This window comes from Streptomyces sp. NPDC002076 (assembly GCF_053593835.1).
In genome coordinates this window covers 387,123-403,499 of record NZ_JBSFDI010000003.1, presented here as the reverse complement: position 1 = coordinate 403,499, position 16,377 = coordinate 387,123, and the positions used below count along the sequence as shown (strand labels likewise).

12 protein-coding genes and 3 pseudogenes are annotated in these 16,377 nt (G+C 69.9%); 6 read left to right on the top strand and 9 right to left on the bottom strand.

All coding sequences use genetic code 11. The features are described 5' to 3' along the window. The 3 genes from ACWCQS_RS09010 to ACWCQS_RS09000 form a co-directional block, all read left to right on the top strand. The coding region (locus ACWCQS_RS09010) for an ABC transporter permease (RefSeq protein ID WP_451003817.1) at positions 1 to 2,262 on the top strand (2,262 nt) is incomplete at its 5' end. After that, positions 2,255 to 4,996, top strand: a complete 2,742-nt coding sequence (locus ACWCQS_RS09005) for an FtsX-like permease family protein (protein WP_451003816.1) — start codon at positions 2,255 to 2,257, stop codon at positions 4,994 to 4,996. The genes ACWCQS_RS09010 and ACWCQS_RS09005, both read left to right, overlap by 8 nt. Positions 4,997 to 5,192: 196 nt before the next feature. After that, entirely contained in the window at positions 5,193 to 6,155 is a 963-nt protein-coding gene (locus ACWCQS_RS09000; RefSeq protein WP_451003815.1) for an ABC transporter ATP-binding protein, read from the top strand. 21 nt (positions 6,156 to 6,176) lie between these two features. On the opposite strand, the gene ACWCQS_RS08995 is transcribed toward ACWCQS_RS09000, so the two are convergent. The 7 genes and pseudogenes from ACWCQS_RS08995 to ACWCQS_RS08965 form a co-directional block, all read right to left on the bottom strand. Continuing rightward, complete coding sequence (locus tag ACWCQS_RS08995; protein WP_451003814.1) at positions 6,177 to 6,854, bottom strand: hypothetical protein; 678 nt, start codon at positions 6,852 to 6,854, stop codon at positions 6,177 to 6,179. Next, the gene (locus tag ACWCQS_RS08990; RefSeq protein WP_451003813.1) at positions 6,851 to 7,273 is read right to left on the bottom strand and encodes an acyl-CoA thioesterase; all 423 of its coding nucleotides are present in this window, start codon (positions 7,271 to 7,273) and stop codon (positions 6,851 to 6,853) included. Before ACWCQS_RS08990 ends, ACWCQS_RS08995 begins: the two co-directional genes overlap by 4 nt. A 6-nt stretch (positions 7,274 to 7,279) precedes the next feature. Further along, positions 7,280 to 8,944 carry an energy-dependent translational throttle protein EttA gene (gene ettA, locus ACWCQS_RS08985; protein ID WP_388634742.1) on the bottom strand — a complete coding sequence of 555 codons (1,665 nt, stop codon included), beginning with the start codon at positions 8,942 to 8,944 and terminating at the stop codon, positions 7,280 to 7,282. Between the two features lie 299 nt (positions 8,945 to 9,243). Continuing rightward, positions 9,244 to 9,892 (bottom strand): annotated as a pseudogene (locus ACWCQS_RS08980) (transposase family protein); the annotation flags it as partial. 40 nt (positions 9,893 to 9,932) lie between these two features. Then, complete coding sequence (locus tag ACWCQS_RS08975; protein WP_451003812.1) at positions 9,933 to 10,592, bottom strand: SUKH-4 family immunity protein; 660 nt, start codon at positions 10,590 to 10,592, stop codon at positions 9,933 to 9,935. Between the two features lie 405 nt (positions 10,593 to 10,997). Beyond that, positions 10,998 to 11,378, bottom strand: a complete 381-nt coding sequence (locus ACWCQS_RS08970) for a hypothetical protein (RefSeq protein ID WP_451003811.1) — start codon at positions 11,376 to 11,378, stop codon at positions 10,998 to 11,000. Position 11,379: 1 nt separating this feature from the next. Further along, positions 11,380 to 11,703 (bottom strand): hypothetical protein, encoded by a 324-nt coding sequence (locus ACWCQS_RS08965; RefSeq protein ID WP_451003810.1) that lies wholly within the window; start codon positions 11,701 to 11,703, stop codon positions 11,380 to 11,382. A 566-nt stretch (positions 11,704 to 12,269) separates the two neighbouring features. On the opposite strand from ACWCQS_RS08965, the gene ACWCQS_RS08960 reads away from it, so the two are divergent. Both ACWCQS_RS08960 and ACWCQS_RS08955 read left to right on the top strand, forming a co-directional pair. After that, the gene (locus ACWCQS_RS08960) at positions 12,270 to 12,419 is read left to right on the top strand and encodes a hypothetical protein (protein WP_451003809.1); all 150 of its coding nucleotides are present in this window, start codon (positions 12,270 to 12,272) and stop codon (positions 12,417 to 12,419) included. Positions 12,420 to 13,282: 863 nt separating this feature from the next. Beyond that, a pseudogene (locus ACWCQS_RS08955) lies at positions 13,283 to 14,151 on the top strand (IS5 family transposase). Here the strand turns inward: ACWCQS_RS08955 and ACWCQS_RS08950 are convergent. Together ACWCQS_RS08950 and ACWCQS_RS08945 are read right to left on the bottom strand one after the other, a co-directional pair. Further along, positions 14,130 to 14,300 carry a hypothetical protein gene (locus ACWCQS_RS08950; RefSeq protein ID WP_451003808.1) on the bottom strand — a complete coding sequence of 57 codons (171 nt, stop codon included), beginning with the start codon at positions 14,298 to 14,300 and terminating at the stop codon, positions 14,130 to 14,132. The pseudogene ACWCQS_RS08955 and the gene ACWCQS_RS08950 overlap by 22 nt on opposite strands. A 702-nt stretch (positions 14,301 to 15,002) precedes the next feature. Then, complete coding sequence (locus ACWCQS_RS08945; RefSeq protein ID WP_451003807.1) at positions 15,003 to 15,854, bottom strand: hypothetical protein; 852 nt, start codon at positions 15,852 to 15,854, stop codon at positions 15,003 to 15,005. A gap of 20 nt (positions 15,855 to 15,874) precedes the next feature. Here ACWCQS_RS08945 and ACWCQS_RS08940 point away from each other — a divergent pair. After that, positions 15,875 to 16,350: pseudogene (locus ACWCQS_RS08940) on the top strand (tyrosine-type recombinase/integrase); the annotation flags it as partial. Positions 16,351 to 16,377: the final 27 nt, after the last annotated feature.

Genomic DNA, 16,377 nt, shown 5'->3' with positions numbered 1-16,377 from the left:
CACGCCCGACACCCAACACAACCCGGCCCGACACCAACCGACCAGGACGCCCGACACCCAACACAACCCGGCCCGACACCAACCGACCAGGACGGACGGCACTCGACACCATCCGACGCGGACACCCGACGCACGACACCGCCCGACTCCAGCACGCGGCACTCGGCGCAGTCCCGCTGGGGCGCCCGGCACACGACGTCGCCCGGCTCGGGTGCGCGGCAGCATCCGGCCCGGCCCCTCCCGCTGTCGCGCCGCCGCCCCGGTGTCCCGCGCCCCGCCGCCCGTCCCGCCTCCGCCGGAACCCTCCGCGCCGGTGCCGATCTCGGGCTGCTCGCGGTCGCCGGGGTGGCCTACTGGCAGTTGGGGCGGCAGGGGTCGGGCGGGGTGGCCGCCGACCGGTCCGGGACGCTCGGTGTCGATCCGCTGCTGGTGGCCGCGCCCGCGCTGGCGCTGCTCGCCGGGACCGTGCTCACGCTGCGGCTGCTGCCGCCCGTGGCACGGTTCGCCGAGCGGTGGGCGGCGGGCGGCCGCGGGCTGCCGGTGGCGCTGGCCGGCTGGCAGTTCAGCCGGCGCAGCGCGCGCGCCGCGGGCCCGGTGCTGCTGCTGGTCCTCGCCGTCGCGCTCGGCATGCTCGCGATCGGGCAGGCCGCGTCCTGGGGCCGCTCGCAGGACGACCAGGCCGACTTCCGCGCCGGGGTGCCGGTGCGGGTGGTGTCCGCCGGGGAGGGCGGGCTCGGCCGTACCGACCTGTACGCCCGGCTGCCGCACGTGCGCGAGGCGGCGCCGGCCGTCCGTTTCTCCCAGGCGCTGTCCGGCGACCGTACGGCGACCGTGCTGGCACTGGACACCGGGCACGCGGCGGACGCGGTACTGATGCGCCCGGACCTGGCCGACGTGCCGGTACGGCCGCTGCTCGCCGGGCTGGCGCCGCGCGGCTCCCTGGCCGGGACCCGGGTGCCCGCGGGCACCGCCCGGCTCGGGCTGACGGCGAGCCTGCGCAGCTCGGCCGGGCCGGGGCTGGTCACCGATGTGACGGTGACGCTGGCGGACCGGTACGGGGTGCCGTACCAGCTGCCGTTCGGACAGCTCCCCGCCGACGGACACCCGCACCCGCTGAGCCTCGACGTGAGCACCGCGCCCGGACCGCTGACCCTCACCGGGCTGCACCTGGACCTGCCCCAGCCCGGCAGGAAGGCCGAACATCAGCTCGTACTGGGTGAGTTGACGGCGACCGACGCCGACGGCCGGGCGCACCGGCTCGCGCTGCCCGCCCGTTGGAAGACCGCAGCGGAGGCCACGGGAGACGCCGTGGCGGGCCCGGCCACCAGCCCCACCCGCCCCAGGGTCACCGGTACCCGCACCTTCACCTACAGCACCGGCTACCTCCCGGACGCCGACGCATGGCGGGTCGCCTTCGTCACGATCCGGCTCGACGTGCCGCAGCGCGCGCCGGCCACGGTGCCGGCCGTGGCCGGCGACCGCTATCTGGCGTCGGCCGGCGCCCGGGTGGGGCAGCGCGTCGGCCTGACGATCGGCGACCACACGCTGCCGGTGCGGATCGTCCGTTCGGTGCGCGGGCTGCCCGCCACCGCCGACCCGACGGCCACCGGCGCCCGCGACGGCGGCGCCGTCCTGGTCGACCTGCGCGCCGTGAACCAGGTGCTGCAGGCCCGGTACGGCGCCGGCGTCACGCCCGCCGAGTGGTGGCTGGCCACCGGGCGGCCGGGCGACGCGGCCGGGGTGGCCGCCGCCGTACGGGCCCTGCCGGACGTGGACCCGGGGCAGGTCGTGGTGCGCGACGAGATCGCCGCCGAGCTGCGCGACGACCCGTTCGGGGCGGGCCCGGCGGCCGCGTTCGCGGCGGCGGCCGTGGTGGCGGCGGCGCTCGCCGCGGTCGGGTTCGCGGTCGGCGCGGTGGCCGCGCAGCGGGCCCGGGGCAGGGAGTTCGCCGTGCTGCGCGCGCTCGGTGTACCGCGCCGCCGGCTGGCCCGCACGGTCGCCGCCGAGCAGGCCGTGCTGGTGGGCCTGGCGCTCGCGGTGGGCCTGGGCCTCGGCACCGTACTGGCCCGCGCGGTCCTGCCGCTGATCGTCCTGACCGGCGAGGCCGCCCGCCCGGTACCGGGCCTCCTGGTCCAACTCCCGCCCGGGCGAGTGGCGTTGCTGCTCTGCGCGGTCGCGGTGGTCCCCCTCACGGTGGCGGCCCTGCCGACCCTGCACCGCACGGACCCGGCTCGGGCGCTGCGTGAGCAGGGGGGTGAGTGAGGTGGGTGAGGAGAGTCGTCCGGCGTCGCATGTCGTCGCGCCCTGGGTGCGGACCCGGCTGCGGGTCGCGCCCGGTGCCGCCGGCGCGCTCGCGCTGCTGGTCGCGCTGGCCGCGTGCCTGGCGGGCGCCTTCCCGCGCGCGGTCGACCGGTACGAGGACGCCGGCCTGCGGCACGCGTTCGCACAGGCTGGTCCCGACCACACCACCGTGTTCGTGCAGGCGCCCGCGCCCGACCCCGGACTGTCGGCCGGACAGCGGGCCACGGCCGTACGCCCCGCCGCACTGGAAGTTCAGTACCGGCAGATCCTCCCCACGGTCCGCGGCCCGCTGACCGTCGACCGCGCCCAGTCGGAGTACGGCGTCGCCGGCACCGTGAGCCCGGAGGTGGCGGACGCGTTCCTGCCCCGCCCCAGCGGACTGCCCGCCCGTGTCGCGCTGTTCGCGCCGAGCGGCCTCGCCGGGCACGCGCGCCTGCGCGCCGGGCGGATGCCGCGCGCCGACCGCCCGGTGGACGCGAGCACGCCCGAGGTGGAGGCCGCCGTGACCGTCGCCACCGCCCGGTCACTGTGCATCAAGGTCGGTTCGGTCATCCATGTCCCCGGGGCCGGCCGCCCCCCGCTCGCGGTCCGGGTCACCGGTCTCCTCGCCCCGCGCGACTCGGACGGCGCCTACTGGTCGGCGGTGCCGCGCATGCGCACTCCGTTCCTGGTGGCGATTCCCAGCTCCAGCGGGGACCCGCCGAAGTACTGGCTCGGCTCGCTGCTGCTCCCCCAGGAGGCGGCGCCCGCACTGCTGGGCACGACCGTGAACCCGTACCGCTACTGGTTCCTCGCCCCCGACCCGCACGCCCTGCACGCCCGCGACCTGGACCGGTTGAAGTCGTCCGTGGCCGCCCTGGAGTCCGGCCCGGCGCTGCAGCGCGCCCGCGCCGTCACCGACGACAACACCGGCATCGGCACCGACCTGGACGACGCCCTCGGCTCCTTCGCCAAGCTGCGCTCCGGCATCGCCCCGCTGGTGTCCGTCGCCGCCGCGGGCACCGGCACGGTCGTCGCGGTCGTCCTGCTCATGACGGGCGGCCTGGCCGCCGACCGACGCTGCGCCGAACTCGCCCTGCTGCGCGCCCGCGGCGCCTCCCTGGCCGGGCTCGCCGGCCGGCTGCTGGCCGAGACCGCCGTGGTCGCCGTGCCGGCCGGCGCGCTCGGCCTGGCCACGGCCCTGCTCACGGTCCCGGTCGGCCGCGCCGCGTACGCCGTGGCCGCCTCGGCCGCCCTTACCGTCACCGCCTGCGCCGCCCTGCCGCTGCGCGCCGCCCTGGCGCACCGCGCGGTGCGGACGACGGCCGACCGCGCGGACATGGCGACCGTACGGCCCTCCGGGCGCCGTACGGTCGCCGAGCTGACCCTGCTGGTGCTGGCGGCCGCTGCGGTCGAGGCGCTGCGGCGGAGCGGCACGGCCGGCGGCCAACTGGTCGCACTGGCGCCGGTGCTGGTCGGCGTCATCGCCGCGCTGCTGCTGCTCCGCCTCTACCCGCCGCTGCTGCGCCGCCTCACCGGACCGGCGGCCCGCCTGCGCGGGGCGACCGGCCATCTCTCGCTGGCCCGCGCGGGCCGCGCCCAGACCTCCGCGGTGCTGCCGCTGGTGGCCCTGCTGACCGCGCTGACCACGGCGGCGTTCGGCGGCTCGGTGCTGGCGGGCGTGGCCGACGCCCGGAACCGGGCGGCACTGCTGACCGTCGGCGCCGACGCCCGGCTCGACTCCGATGCCCCGCTCCCGGCCGCCGTCCCGGCCCGGGTGCGCGCCGTGGACGGGGTGCGGGAGGTGGCGCCGGTGAGCATCGACTACCACGCCAAGCCGGCGGCCGGCCAGGGCTCGACAGTGCTGGTGGGCGCGGACCCGTCGTCGTACGGCGCGTTGACGGCCCGTACCGGCCTGGGCGCCTTCCGCCCCGCCGAGTTGGCATCGCGCCATGGCCCCCTGCCGGCCGTGGCCTCCCCGTCCGTCGCCGCCGAGTACGGCACCCGGCGCCCCTTCCCGGTCCTGCTGTCGGACGGCAGCACGGTCACCGTGCGCATCGCACTGGTCCGCGACACCACTGCGGCGGTGTCCGGCGACAGCTTCCTCGTCGTGAACCGGGCCGGCCTGCCCTCCCCCGCCGACCGCCCGACGGCGCTGCTGCTGACCGGCGACCGCCTGGACGCCGGTGCGCTGCGGCACGCGGCCGGCGGCTCCGTCGGCGTCCAGCTCCTGGCCGCCGAGCGCGCCCGGTACGCCGACTCCCCCCTCCAGTCCGGGGCCGAGCACGTCTACGCGGCGGCGGTGGCCGCGGGCGCCGGCTTCGCGGTACTGGCCCTCCTCCTGGCCCTCCTCCGCGCGGCCCCGGAACGCGCCGCCCTGCTGGCCCGCCTGCGCACGATGGGGCTCACCCGCGCGGAGGGCCGCCGCCTGCTGATCCTGGAGTCCCTCCCGCAGGCCCTCCTGGCCGCCCTCGGCTCCGCCCTGACCGGCTGGTCCACCATCCGTCTCCTCTCCCCCGGCGTCGACCTGATGACCATCGCCCTGTCCTCGACCCAATCCCCGCTGTCCGAAGCCGAGTTGAGCCCGGACGCCTGGTCCCTGACGGTGCCGGCGGTCATGGTCGTGGTGGTGACGGTGGGGATCGCGACGGCACAGGCGTGGTGGACGGGACGGAAGGGGTCTGTCACGGAGCTCAGGGCGGGGGATGGCCGGTGAGCGTGCTCATCCGCGGGCCCGTCGTGGCTGGTCGCGCAGTTCCCCGCGCCCCTTCGGGGCGCCGTCCCACCGCAGCCTGCGGGCAGAACAGCACCGGCAACCAGCACAGCCGTACCGACAGCACCGGGCACCCGAACAGCACCGGCCCCCACACCGCCGCACGCGCAGCCCAGGGCACCGTCCCGCAGGAGACCCCATGACCACCAACCCCAGCCTCACCGACCTGGCGGACCGTGTCGCGGAAACCCGGAACCAACCCGCCTACGGCCATGACGCCCTGATCACCTGCGACCGCCTGGTCCGCATCTTCTCCACGGACGGCATCGAGGTCCAAGCCCTCCAGGGCCTGGACCTCCTCGTCCGCGAAGGCGAGCTGATGGCCCTCGTCGGCGCCTCGGGCAGCGGCAAGTCCACGCTCATGAACATCCTCGCCGGCCTGGACACCCCCACCGCCGGCGCCGCCCGCGTCGCCGGCCACGACCTGCTCACCATGACCGCCCGGGACCGCCTGGCCTACCGCCGCGAAACCGTCGGCTTCGTCTGGCAGCAGACCTCCCGCAACCTCCTGCCCTACCTCACCGCCGCCCAGAACGTCGCCCTGCCCCTCCAGCTCTCCGGCCCCCGCCCCCACACCCGCCGCGCCCGCCGAGCCCGCGCCGAACGCGCCCTGGAACTCCTGGAGTTGCTGCAGGTGGCCGACTGCCGTGACCGGCGCCCGTACGAGCTGTCCGGCGGCCAGCAGCAGCGCGTCGCGATCGCCGTGGCCCTGGCGAACGACCCGGCGGTGCTGCTCGCCGACGAACCCACCGGCGAACTCGACTCCCGGACCGCCGCACAGATCTTCGACGCGTTCCGCACGGCCAACGAGACCCTCGGCACCACGATCGTCATCGTGACCCACGACCAGGCCGTGGCGGGCGAGGTCCGTCGCACGGTGGCCATCCGCGACGGCCGTACCTCCACGGAGGTGCTGCGGCGCAGCGAGATCGACGCCACGACCGGCCACGAGACGGTCGTGGCCCGCGAGTACGCCATGCTCGACCGCGCCGGCCGCCTCCAGCTCCCCGCCGACTACCTCCGCGCCCTGGACATGCGCGACCGCGTGGCCCTGGAACTGGAGGCCGACCACATCGGGGTGTGGCCGGACGACACGGAGTGAGCGGCGCGCCGCTACGAAGGCTCAGCGGACGCTGACGCCCAGAGACCCGAGCCCCGTCCGCCGTACGGCGACGGACCCGTACGGAGTGCGCAGCCTGAGCCACGCCCCCGAGGAGAACAGCCCGGTGTCGGCCGGATCGGCGCCCGGTCGCAGGAAGCCCAGGGACTGGGCGGCGTGCACGGCCCGCACCGGGAGCCCGGTCCGCCCGATCTCCCGGGACCAGATGTCCCGCCCGATCCGGTCCAGCTCCGCCCGGGTACGGCCCTCCGGCGCCAGCTCCTCCGTACGGGACCGGAACTCGGTGACCGCCGCGGCGACGGTCGCCCGCAGCGCGTCCGGTGCGGGCAGCCCCGGCTCGGGCTGCCAGCCGCCGCGCGGCGGGAGCACACCGGCCCACGGTGGACCGGTGACGGCGGCCGGCACGGCGGCGGTGGCCCCGCGCTCGTCCACGGACTCCAGGAGCTCACCGGCGGAGACGGTCACGTCGAGGGTGACGTCGAGGCCCTTCTCGTAGGGCTTCGCCAGCCGTACCGCACGGACGGCCAGCACCTCGAAGGACGGCGGCCGGCCGAAGACGGCGAGCGCCGTGCCGGCCGCCTGCAGACGCACCGCGGCTCCACGGTCGTAGCGGAGCAGCCGGGAGAGGAAGGCGGCGAGATCGGCCGCCTCCGTCTCGTCGGCCAGGTGCAGCACCGTCATGCGGCGACGGCCTCCTCGTCGGCGTCGTCGGCGCCGTCCATGTACTGCTGGAGGAACTCGCGCTCCTCCGCGGTGATCCGGCGCGGCCGCTGGGCCTCGAAGTCGAACGGGACGACCGTGGTCGAGGCCCGGACGTAGATCACGTCCGCGTCCTTCACCTCGTAGGTGACGGTGAAGGACGCGGCCCTGACCTGGGTGACCCACAGCTCGATGTCCACGGGCGTGGGCCGGTGGACGAGCTGGCGCTTGTAGTCGATCTCATGGCGCGCCACCACGGACCCTTGCTTGGACTCCTTGCCGCGCAGGGACAGGAAGTCGATGCGAGCCTCCTCCAGATAGCGGAGGAAGATCGCGTTGTTGACATGTCCGTACGCGTCCATGTCCGCCCAGCGCAGCGGGCAGCGGTAGATGTGGCGCAAGACCGATCAGCCCCGGGTCAGCTTCTTGTAGGTGGCACGGTGCGGACGCGCGGCGTCCGGGCCGAGCCGCTCGATCTTGTTCTTCTCGTACGACTCGAAGTTGCCCTCGAACCAGAACCACTTGGAGTCGCCCTCGTAGGCGAGGATGTGGGTGGCGACGCGGTCGAGGAACCAGCGGTCGTGGGAGACGACCACGGCGCACCCGGGGAACTCCAGCAGGGCGTTCTCCAGGCTGCTGAGGGTCTCCACGTCCAGGTCGTTGGTGGGCTCGTCGAGGAGCAGCAGGTTGCCGCCCTGCTTGAGGGTCAGCGCCAGGTTGAGCCGGTTGCGCTCACCACCGGACAGGACGCCCGCCGGCTTCTGCTGGTCCGGGCCCTTGAAGCCGAAGGCCGACACATACGCGCGGCTCGGCATCTCGACCTGACCGACGTTGATGTAGTCGAGCCCGTCGGACACGACCTCCCACAGCGTCTTCTTCGGGTCGATGTTGGCGCGCCCCTGGTCGACGTACGAGATCTTGACGGTCTCGCCGACCTTGATGTCACCGGAGTCCGGCGTCTCGAAGCCCTGGATCATCTTGAACAGGGTGGTCTTGCCGGCGCCGTTCGGACCGATGACGCCGACGATCCCGTTCCGCGGCAGCGTGAAGCTGAGGTTGTCGACGAGGACCTTCTCGCCGAAGGCCTTGTTGAGCTTGTCGACCTCGACGACGACGTTGCCCAGGCGCGGGCCCGGCGGGATCTGGATCTCCTCGAAGTCCAGCTTCCGCATCTTCTCGGCCTCGGCGGCCATCTCCTCGTACCGGGCGAGACGTGCCTTGGACTTGGCCTGCCGCCCCTTGGCGTTCGACCGCACCCACTCCAGCTCTTCCTTGAGCCGCTTCTGCCGCTTGGCGTCCTTCTGGCCCTCGACCTTGAGGCGGGTCGCCTTGGTCTCCAGGTACGTGGAGTAGTTGCCCTCGTACGGGTAGGCGCGCCCGCGGTCGAGCTCGAGGATCCACTGGGCGACATTGTCGAGGAAGTACCGGTCGTGGGTGATGGCCACGACGGTGCCCGCGTACTTGGCGAGGTGCTGCTCCAGCCAGTTCACGGACTCGGCGTCGAGGTGGTTGGTGGGCTCGTCGAGGAGCAGCAGGTCGGGCGCCTCGAGGAGCAGCTTGCACAGCGCGACGCGGCGCTTCTCACCACCGGAGAGGTTGGTGACGGGCCAGTCGCCCGGGGGGCACCCGAGGGCGTCCATGGCCTGCTCGAGCTGCGCGTCCAGGTCCCACGCGTTGGCGTGGTCCAGCTCCTCCTGCAGCTTGCCCATCTCGTCGAGCAGCGCGTCCGAGTAGTCGGTCGCCATCAGCTCGGCGATCTCGTTGAACCGGTCGAGCTTGCCCTTGATCTCGGCGACACCCTCCTGGACGTTCTCCAGGACGGTCTTCTCCTCGTTCAGCGGGGGCTCCTGGAGCAGGATGCCGACGCTGTAGCCGGGCGACAGGAAGGCATCGCCGTTGGACGGCTGCTCCAGTCCCGCCATGATCTTCAGCACGGTCGACTTACCGGCACCGTTCGGGCCGACGACGCCGATCTTGGCACCCGGCAGGAAGTTCAGGGTGACGTCGTCGAGGATCACCTTGTCGCCGTGCGCTTTGCGCGCCTTGCGCATGGTGTAAATGAACTCAGCCAAGAGAAACCGTCCGGCAGCTTGAAATCTGGCAGTGGGCAGATACACCCCATCTTGCCTGAACGCCAGGCTTGGGTGTTAACCCGTTTGGTGCGGGGGCTGTGACCTGGGGTTTCTTGGTCGGCATCTCTGCCTCACCTGTCGCCGTCGGTCGTCAACGATCGGCCTCGGGCACCCTCGCACGGCCCAGAGACGGCCCGGCGTGGGGCACGGATCAAGTATGGAGGGGCGGCCCGGGACCGGACTCATGGACACCGGGCGGCAGGCTCGCCGTCGACTGTCGGCGAGCGGTTGATCGGGACCACGCGGGCACAGACCCTGCGGTGCTCGGCGTCGTCGTCCTCCTCGCCCTTCAGCAGAGGTCGCCCGGGGCGTTTGCGGTGCGGCACGGCCATACCGCAGTTGAGATAGGCGCCGTCACCGAGCACGGTCACGCCCTGACAGAGCTCGCTGAGCCCGGATGCACGCCAGGCATGCGCATCCGCCGTGGTCCCGGGCACCGGACGCGCGGCCGCGATCACCAGCCGGGTGTCCGCGTCCACGATGACCTGCACGTTCGCGGAGAACCGACAGTTGCGGGAAGAGGCGGCCACTCCCCGGTCGCGGACCGGGATGAGGGTGCCGTCCACGATCCACATCCATTCCGGGGCATCGGCCGGCCGAGAGACCGGCTCGAGGGCGAGCAGCGGTCCCAGCCGCTGGATGACACGGCACACCGTGCAGGACGAGACACCGAACAGCGGGCCCAGCTGCCGCATGGTCAGGTTCGTGCGGTAGTAAACCGCGACCATCAGCACCCGCTCGGCCAACGGCAACGACCCATGGCCGGCCTCGCAAGGTGCCGTTGCCGCCCCGCTCCCGCACCACCTTCAGCAAACGCGCGAACTGCGTCACCCGCAGCCCCGTGAACGTCTCCACCCACACCCGGTCAGCCCTTAACACCCCAGCCATACAAGGGAGATACCCAGCTCAGATCCTTGTGCAACACCCTTTACTCAAGGCCACCAATCATCATTGACCACATTGATTCCGGTTCGCTGAACGACAGTTGATCCTTGCCATAGAAGTTGTCACGAGCCTCGGAACATAGCTCCCGATATTGCGCATGGAAATCAACGTACCCAGCCTTATTGCCCGACTTCCTCGCAGCTTCCCAAGCAGCAAATTCCGCCCGGTCGGCCCGATCCCGCTGATCGACCAAAATAGGGGCAAGCCAATACCAGCGCCAGCAGAAATCAACGAAGGCGACAACCCCTGAATTGATCGACTCGTCCTGGATGCCATCCGGGTGCAAATGCGCGAGAGCGGGAATCAAATTGCGCACTTCCGGCACTGCGATTACAAAGCCGGAGGCCTCATTGACTACGATTCTCGCATCTCCGCACTGACCAATCACATAGCCACTCCAGTCATGACTCGTATACTCTGTCTCACTCGAGGACTGAAAGGACGCGCCAATGCGCATGAGTATGTCGTCCGGAGGAACCGAAGGCAACCCATGGACAGATAGGACCTCCTTATCGCGCGCCGAGATCCTCCATTCAGCCATAGCAGCAGGTGGGTCCACCGAGACACCTTTCCTATGCGTCAGGGACCCCAGATCAGCACTCAAGATGCGCTGCACCTCGGAGCTTGCCTCTTGATACTCCACGACGCCTCCCGAAGGCCCCACAAAGTTTCAAGCCAGTCTAGCGCTGGGTGGCGCCACGATTCGCGGCGCCACCCCCAATGGGCCACTTACTTGGTAACCCATTCATAGCGTGGTACGCCCGGATCGGGCGAATAGCCGTCCATCACCTCGCGAATGCGCGCCTTGTTATATCCACTATAACCAGGGCCATCCGGATTTAGAGATTTAGACTCCATTGGATATCATCGCACGCCGAGGATACCTTCAGAGCGGCCTTGACCTGCGCCTTCTTTAGAACTGTGTTACCGGTCTTCTCTTTCGCGGCCCCGGCAACGGCTGCGACTGGAGGCACGGGGTCCGTGAAGTGCGGGCATGCCTCAAAAACCCCGCGGCCCCACACTATGAGGATTCCGCCTGCCCATGGTGTTACTCGGGACCGGTGATGGGGTCACCTTCGGTGGAGGAGCCAAACCCTATGCATCCGACTACTTTGAGCGGTTGTGGATCGAGGTAGAGGGGAAAAAGATATCCGGCTCGTTCGCGATCGTCCACATAGGCCACAAGAAGGCCCTGCTCGCCCTTTTCGGCAAGACTCGCAAGGCATTCCGTAACCCCGACAAGCAGCTTGCCGCGCCGCTGCAGGCTTCTCACCCGCCCGCGAAGGATGCCTCGAAGCCTCGACGCCGGAAGGGGCTCGAGCCAGATCTCGAAAGGAGCTCCAGAAAGCAATGCATTCTTGGCCTGAACGCTGACCTCAGAGTCGGACTCGAATGCGGCGAGCAGTTCAATCGCGGATACTTCGTTCACCTCATCGCCTCCTGACGGGTGACCAGGTTTGCCCGAAGTCGAAGCTAATATCGTCGGCTAGGACTTCACTAACGATGAGATGCTCGTCTTCGAAGAAGCTTTCATACTCAGTGCCGTGGACCTGAATGTTTCTCGACGGCCCTATGGCGGGATCGATGTTTGCCACCCTGATGCGCAGCATCACACCTTCCCCAACCCAGTTGTCTCCCAGATTCTGGGCACCGAACTCGGCAACTTCTGGGTCGTCCGACCACAACGTGAAGTTGGTATCCGTGAGATTTCCGCCCGAGTGACCGTGGATGTCCGTGCTGGTTTCGCGGGGCACCGCACGGCCTTCCGCAGCGGTGTCATAGTTATGGTGCCAGTTGAGACGATCTCTAAGGTCAGCGGGCCCGAGTCACGGTGACGGTAACGTCCGGGCAGCTGCTCAGGACTTCCGCGAGCGCCGCCTGTTCGCCGGCATCGACGCTCAAACCCCAACGGGTCTTGTCCGCCATCCAGTCGGCAGCGACAGTCGGCGGTCGGCGGCAGTCACACCGGATAACAGCTCTCCAGACCGCGGGCCCCAGGAGCACCGCACTGAGACCGGCTGCCGCCTCCCGCCGTGCGTGAGAGCGCGCAGCGCTCGGTCCGGGCGGACGCGGAGCGGCTGCCCGGCACGCGGCGAGGTGGTACGGCGCGCGGAGCGTGCCGTACCACCGACCGGCACGCGTCCGGGCGGGGCCGCCCCCACCCGCGAAAAGGAAAGGCAGGTGCTGCGCCCCTGCCGCGCCGTCCGCCGGTCCAGGCGCGTCAAGGGCTCCATGGCGGCACCCGGCCGGACAGCGCGCCCGGACTCCCAGTTGGCGCCCCAGAGTTGGGGCCTTCGGCTGCCTGGGCACGGTAGACGGCATGGGAAGCGTTGACGAACGGCAAGAGGCCCTGGCGCTGGCCGAGCGGGAGCAGGCCAAGGTCAAGGAGTTGGCCGCGCTGGGCTTCGGACGGGTGTCGCGCACCACGGTGCAGCGCATGCGGCTCGCCTACCGCAAACAAGGCATGTAAGGACTGGTGGACCACCGCACCACCCGCACCTCAATCCAACCGGGCGGGCCGACGAACGGGTCGTCGCCGTCCGCGAAGCACTGCGCCGCCGACGCGGCCGCTCCACAGGCACATCAATGGCCTGTTCCCGCTGATCAACCACGTCCATCGGACGCATGTCTGAGCTGCAGCAGAATCTCAATCAGATTATTCACGCAGCTCGAAGAGTGACGGATCATCGAAATCACACTCGGCTTCACGCCACGCAGGCCTGGCAGATATAACGAAGCTCTGAGCGCCCTCTTCAATCAGATACGCACTTCCGGGCCGGAGTCCAGCTGGAACACGGCCAGCGATATACTCGGCGTCGCGAGACCCAGGTTCCCGGATCAGGATACCATGATATGCAGATCTAATGGACATGAATTCCACATGTCCGAAATAGATCTCAATTCGCGTCAACGTACGAGCGATTCGATCAGGATTGCTACGCAGGATCAATTGCCGATGTGACGCACTAAAGCTCCATATCTCAAATTTTCTACCAGACTCGAAAAGTACGCTCATCCGATACCCGCCGCCTTCCTGATCCCAACGAAATCGGGGAATGGAAAATCAGGCGGATCTGCTCACCCGTGAATCCGCCGGCTCTCAGAGGTCGTTTACACCTGTGATATGCCTTCTGTCCAGGGCTTTCGGCGAGAAGTCGTCGTCTCGGCGAGCCTGGTGAAGTTGAAGTGGTGGATGCGTCGCATGAGGTGACGGCTGGGACGGAGTATGGCTTGCGCCTGTCTCATCCCAAGATGCCGGTCGCGTAGCCCGTGCTCCCGTCACCTGTGGTGCACGCCTGGGCGCACGCTCACTCCTGGCGGTATGTCCAGGTCATGGCCGAACGTCGTGCGTATCCCAGCGACCTGTCCGATGCCCGGTGGGAGTTGATCGAGCCGGTGCTCAGCGCCTGGCGGGCCGAGCGGCGCCGGCATGCGCTGAACATCGGCCGCCCGCCCGAGCACGATCTGCGCGAGATCATGAACGCGATCCTGTACGTGGACCGCACCGGGGTGCAGTGGCGCTTCCTGCCGCACGACTTCCCGCCCTGGGAGACCTGCTACGGCTACTTCGCCAAGTGGCAGAAGGATGGTGTGTTCGCCCAGCTCACCGGCGTACTGCGCAGGCTGTTACGGCAACAGGAGGGCAAGGATGCGGAGCCGTCCGCGTGCGTCATCGACGCCCAGAGCGTGAAGACCTCCACCAGCGTCCCGGCCGCCGGACACGGCACCGACGCTGCGAAAAAGATCGCGGGCCGCAAGCGGAGCATCGTCACCGACACCCTCGGACTGCTCCTCGCGGTGCTGGTCACGGCCGCGAGCGTGCAGGACTCCACCGCCGGAACCCACCTCGTCGACCAGGTCGCCGCGGCCCATCCCACCATCCGAAAGGTCCGGGTCGACGGCGGCTACCGCCAGCACCTCGTCGAGCACGCAGCCACCCTCGGCATCGACATGGAAATCGTCCAACGCACCCCCGGGATCAGGGGATTCACCCCACTGCCCAAGCGCTGGACCGTGGAGCGCACGTACGGCTGGCTGATGTTCCACCGCCGTCTGGCCCGCGACTACGAGACCCTGCCGCCCACTCCGAAGCCATGATCCACCTCGCCATGACCGATCTGATGGCTCGCCGCCTCACGGGCGAGGCCACCATCTCGGGGCGCAACCCGACACCTAACGATCAAACACTCATTCCGGGATGAAACATCGGGTGAAAACGACCTCTCAGCGCACTGACCACCTTGTCTGTCGGCCCAGGCCAATCGTCTCCAGCGACGAGAGCGAGCGCCTCGTCGCCCTCGATGCACTCGCGCAGGTACCGGATCTGATGGCGCACGGTGTCGTCTCTCATGCCCGGCATCATGGCGCCCCTCTGAGGGGCCTGCGGGAGACACCTCCCGAACGGAACACCGGTCGGGCGGCGGCATGCCTCGACCGGACGAGAACCGATGCCGCACCCAGCTCCCGCGCCCAGTTCGTCCAGCCCGGACGCGCGCGGTCGTCGGGATGACGGCTGCGGCCCGCGAACACCCGATTGTGTTCGCGGGCCGCAGCCGTTTGAGAGGCATGAGGGGGCAACCGCGCAGGGCGTCCGAAGCGACGCCCTGCGTATTACCCGCGAGAGCAAACAGACGTTTTCGATCGTGTCCAGTCGCTGGTTGATCGCCAAGCCGCATGCTGATTGCATACCTGATAAGCATCACTCAAGCCGATATTTATCAAGCTGCGGCTCAGCCCATGCCGCATAATTCAGGACTGGACGCCAGGACGGCGGGACGGTTCTGTCATCGAATCCCCGCCCCCGAACCCGGAGCCCATAACGAATAATGTATGCAATTCCTTCAATCTGCACTTCTCCGCAAGCGGTGTCATCGTCACCCAGGACTGAATCGGGATCTTCAATCACATCCCATCCAGCCTTACGAGCAAGGTGAACCCACACTTCGAACGCTCGACGAGGTGAACCAGGCCTCACGTCTCCGACTCGCGCCAGAATCTCAACAGGATCCGGACGCTCTGCATCAGCTGCCACAGTTGCCCTCACTTCGAAAGTTTATTTGCGCCAGGCCAGCGGAAGGTCCGTCCGCCACCATCCTTCAACAACGCCTGGTTCAGATTCCCAGTAGTAGGCAATGACTGCACCGGTATCCTCAGCACCTCGGACAACTCCGCGCGTGTCTCCCGATCGGCCAGTTCCGCCAGCCCCTGTCCTGCCGCGGTTTCCACTGCCTGCTGGTGGTGCGGCTGCCTCGTGCTTGGGCGCGTACTCGCGCCCCATGGCGACGGCTGCGGTTCTGGCGTACCTGAGGGTGTCGTCCGCCTCGCCCTCACGGGCGTCGCGGATCGCCGCCGCCGAGGCGCGCAGCAGCAGCCAGACACAGGCGCTCAGCTCGGCAGGCGTGGCCTTCGACATCCGCGGTTCGGTCACATCCGCCCAGTGCGTTGCGAGTTCGCGGGCCAGGGCCAGTCGTCCCCTGCGCAGCAGCAGCCAGCACATGGTGCTGACCGTCGTAGCCGCCTGCACGCGGTCCGGCGCGTGGTCCAGTGCCCGTTCCAGGGCCTCTTCAGCAGCGTCGAGCTGTCGTGTCTGGGTGAGCAGCCAGCCCGTGAGGTGCAACAGCCGCGCTCGAACGGCCCGACCCTCGGGGCCCAGGTGGGCGACGTCGTCGGCGTCACGGAGCAGGGAGGGCAGCGGTGTCCCCACCTCGGAGAGTCGGTCCCCGGAGAACAGAGGCAGCGCCGCGTCGAGCGTTGCCCACACCCCGGAGATCGTCGGTGCCTCGTCCACGCCGCCGTGTCGCTGCGGCGGGCCGAGCAGGGCATGCCGGACGGGTGCCCATTTGTCGACGGTGGCGGTGCTGGCTGCTTCCTCGTGGGCGTCGACGATCAGGCGCGTGGTCGGCACGCGGAGCGTGACCGCCAGGTCTACCCACCAAGACCATCAGCTCCGAGCGGCGCATCGCCCTGTCGGCCACCTGCGTCGCCTCGCTCCGCAGGCACCGCGAGCGGCAGGCGCGGGAGACTGAGCAAGCGGACTCAGCCTGGCAGGCCAGCGGGTACGTCTTCACACGGCCGGACGGGCACCCGATCGAGCCCGCCACTCTCACTCGGCACTTCAACAGCCTGTTGCGCGAGGCGCACCTGCGGCCGATCCGGTTCCACGACCTGAGGCACCGACCGCGACGCTCCTCCTTGAACAGGGCGTCGAACTCGTCGTCATCAAGGAACTCCGGGGCCACGACCACATCGGAGTGACCGCGACGGTCTACGCACACGTCCGACTCCGCCTCCAGCGCCAGGCCATCGACCTCCTCGGACACGCCCTCGGCAACCTCCCCGCGTCCAGCGCCGAACCCGACGACGGTGGCGATCGACCGCTTCGTGCAGCACCCGTCCGCTGACGTTGCCGTCAACTACTGCCGTCAAGA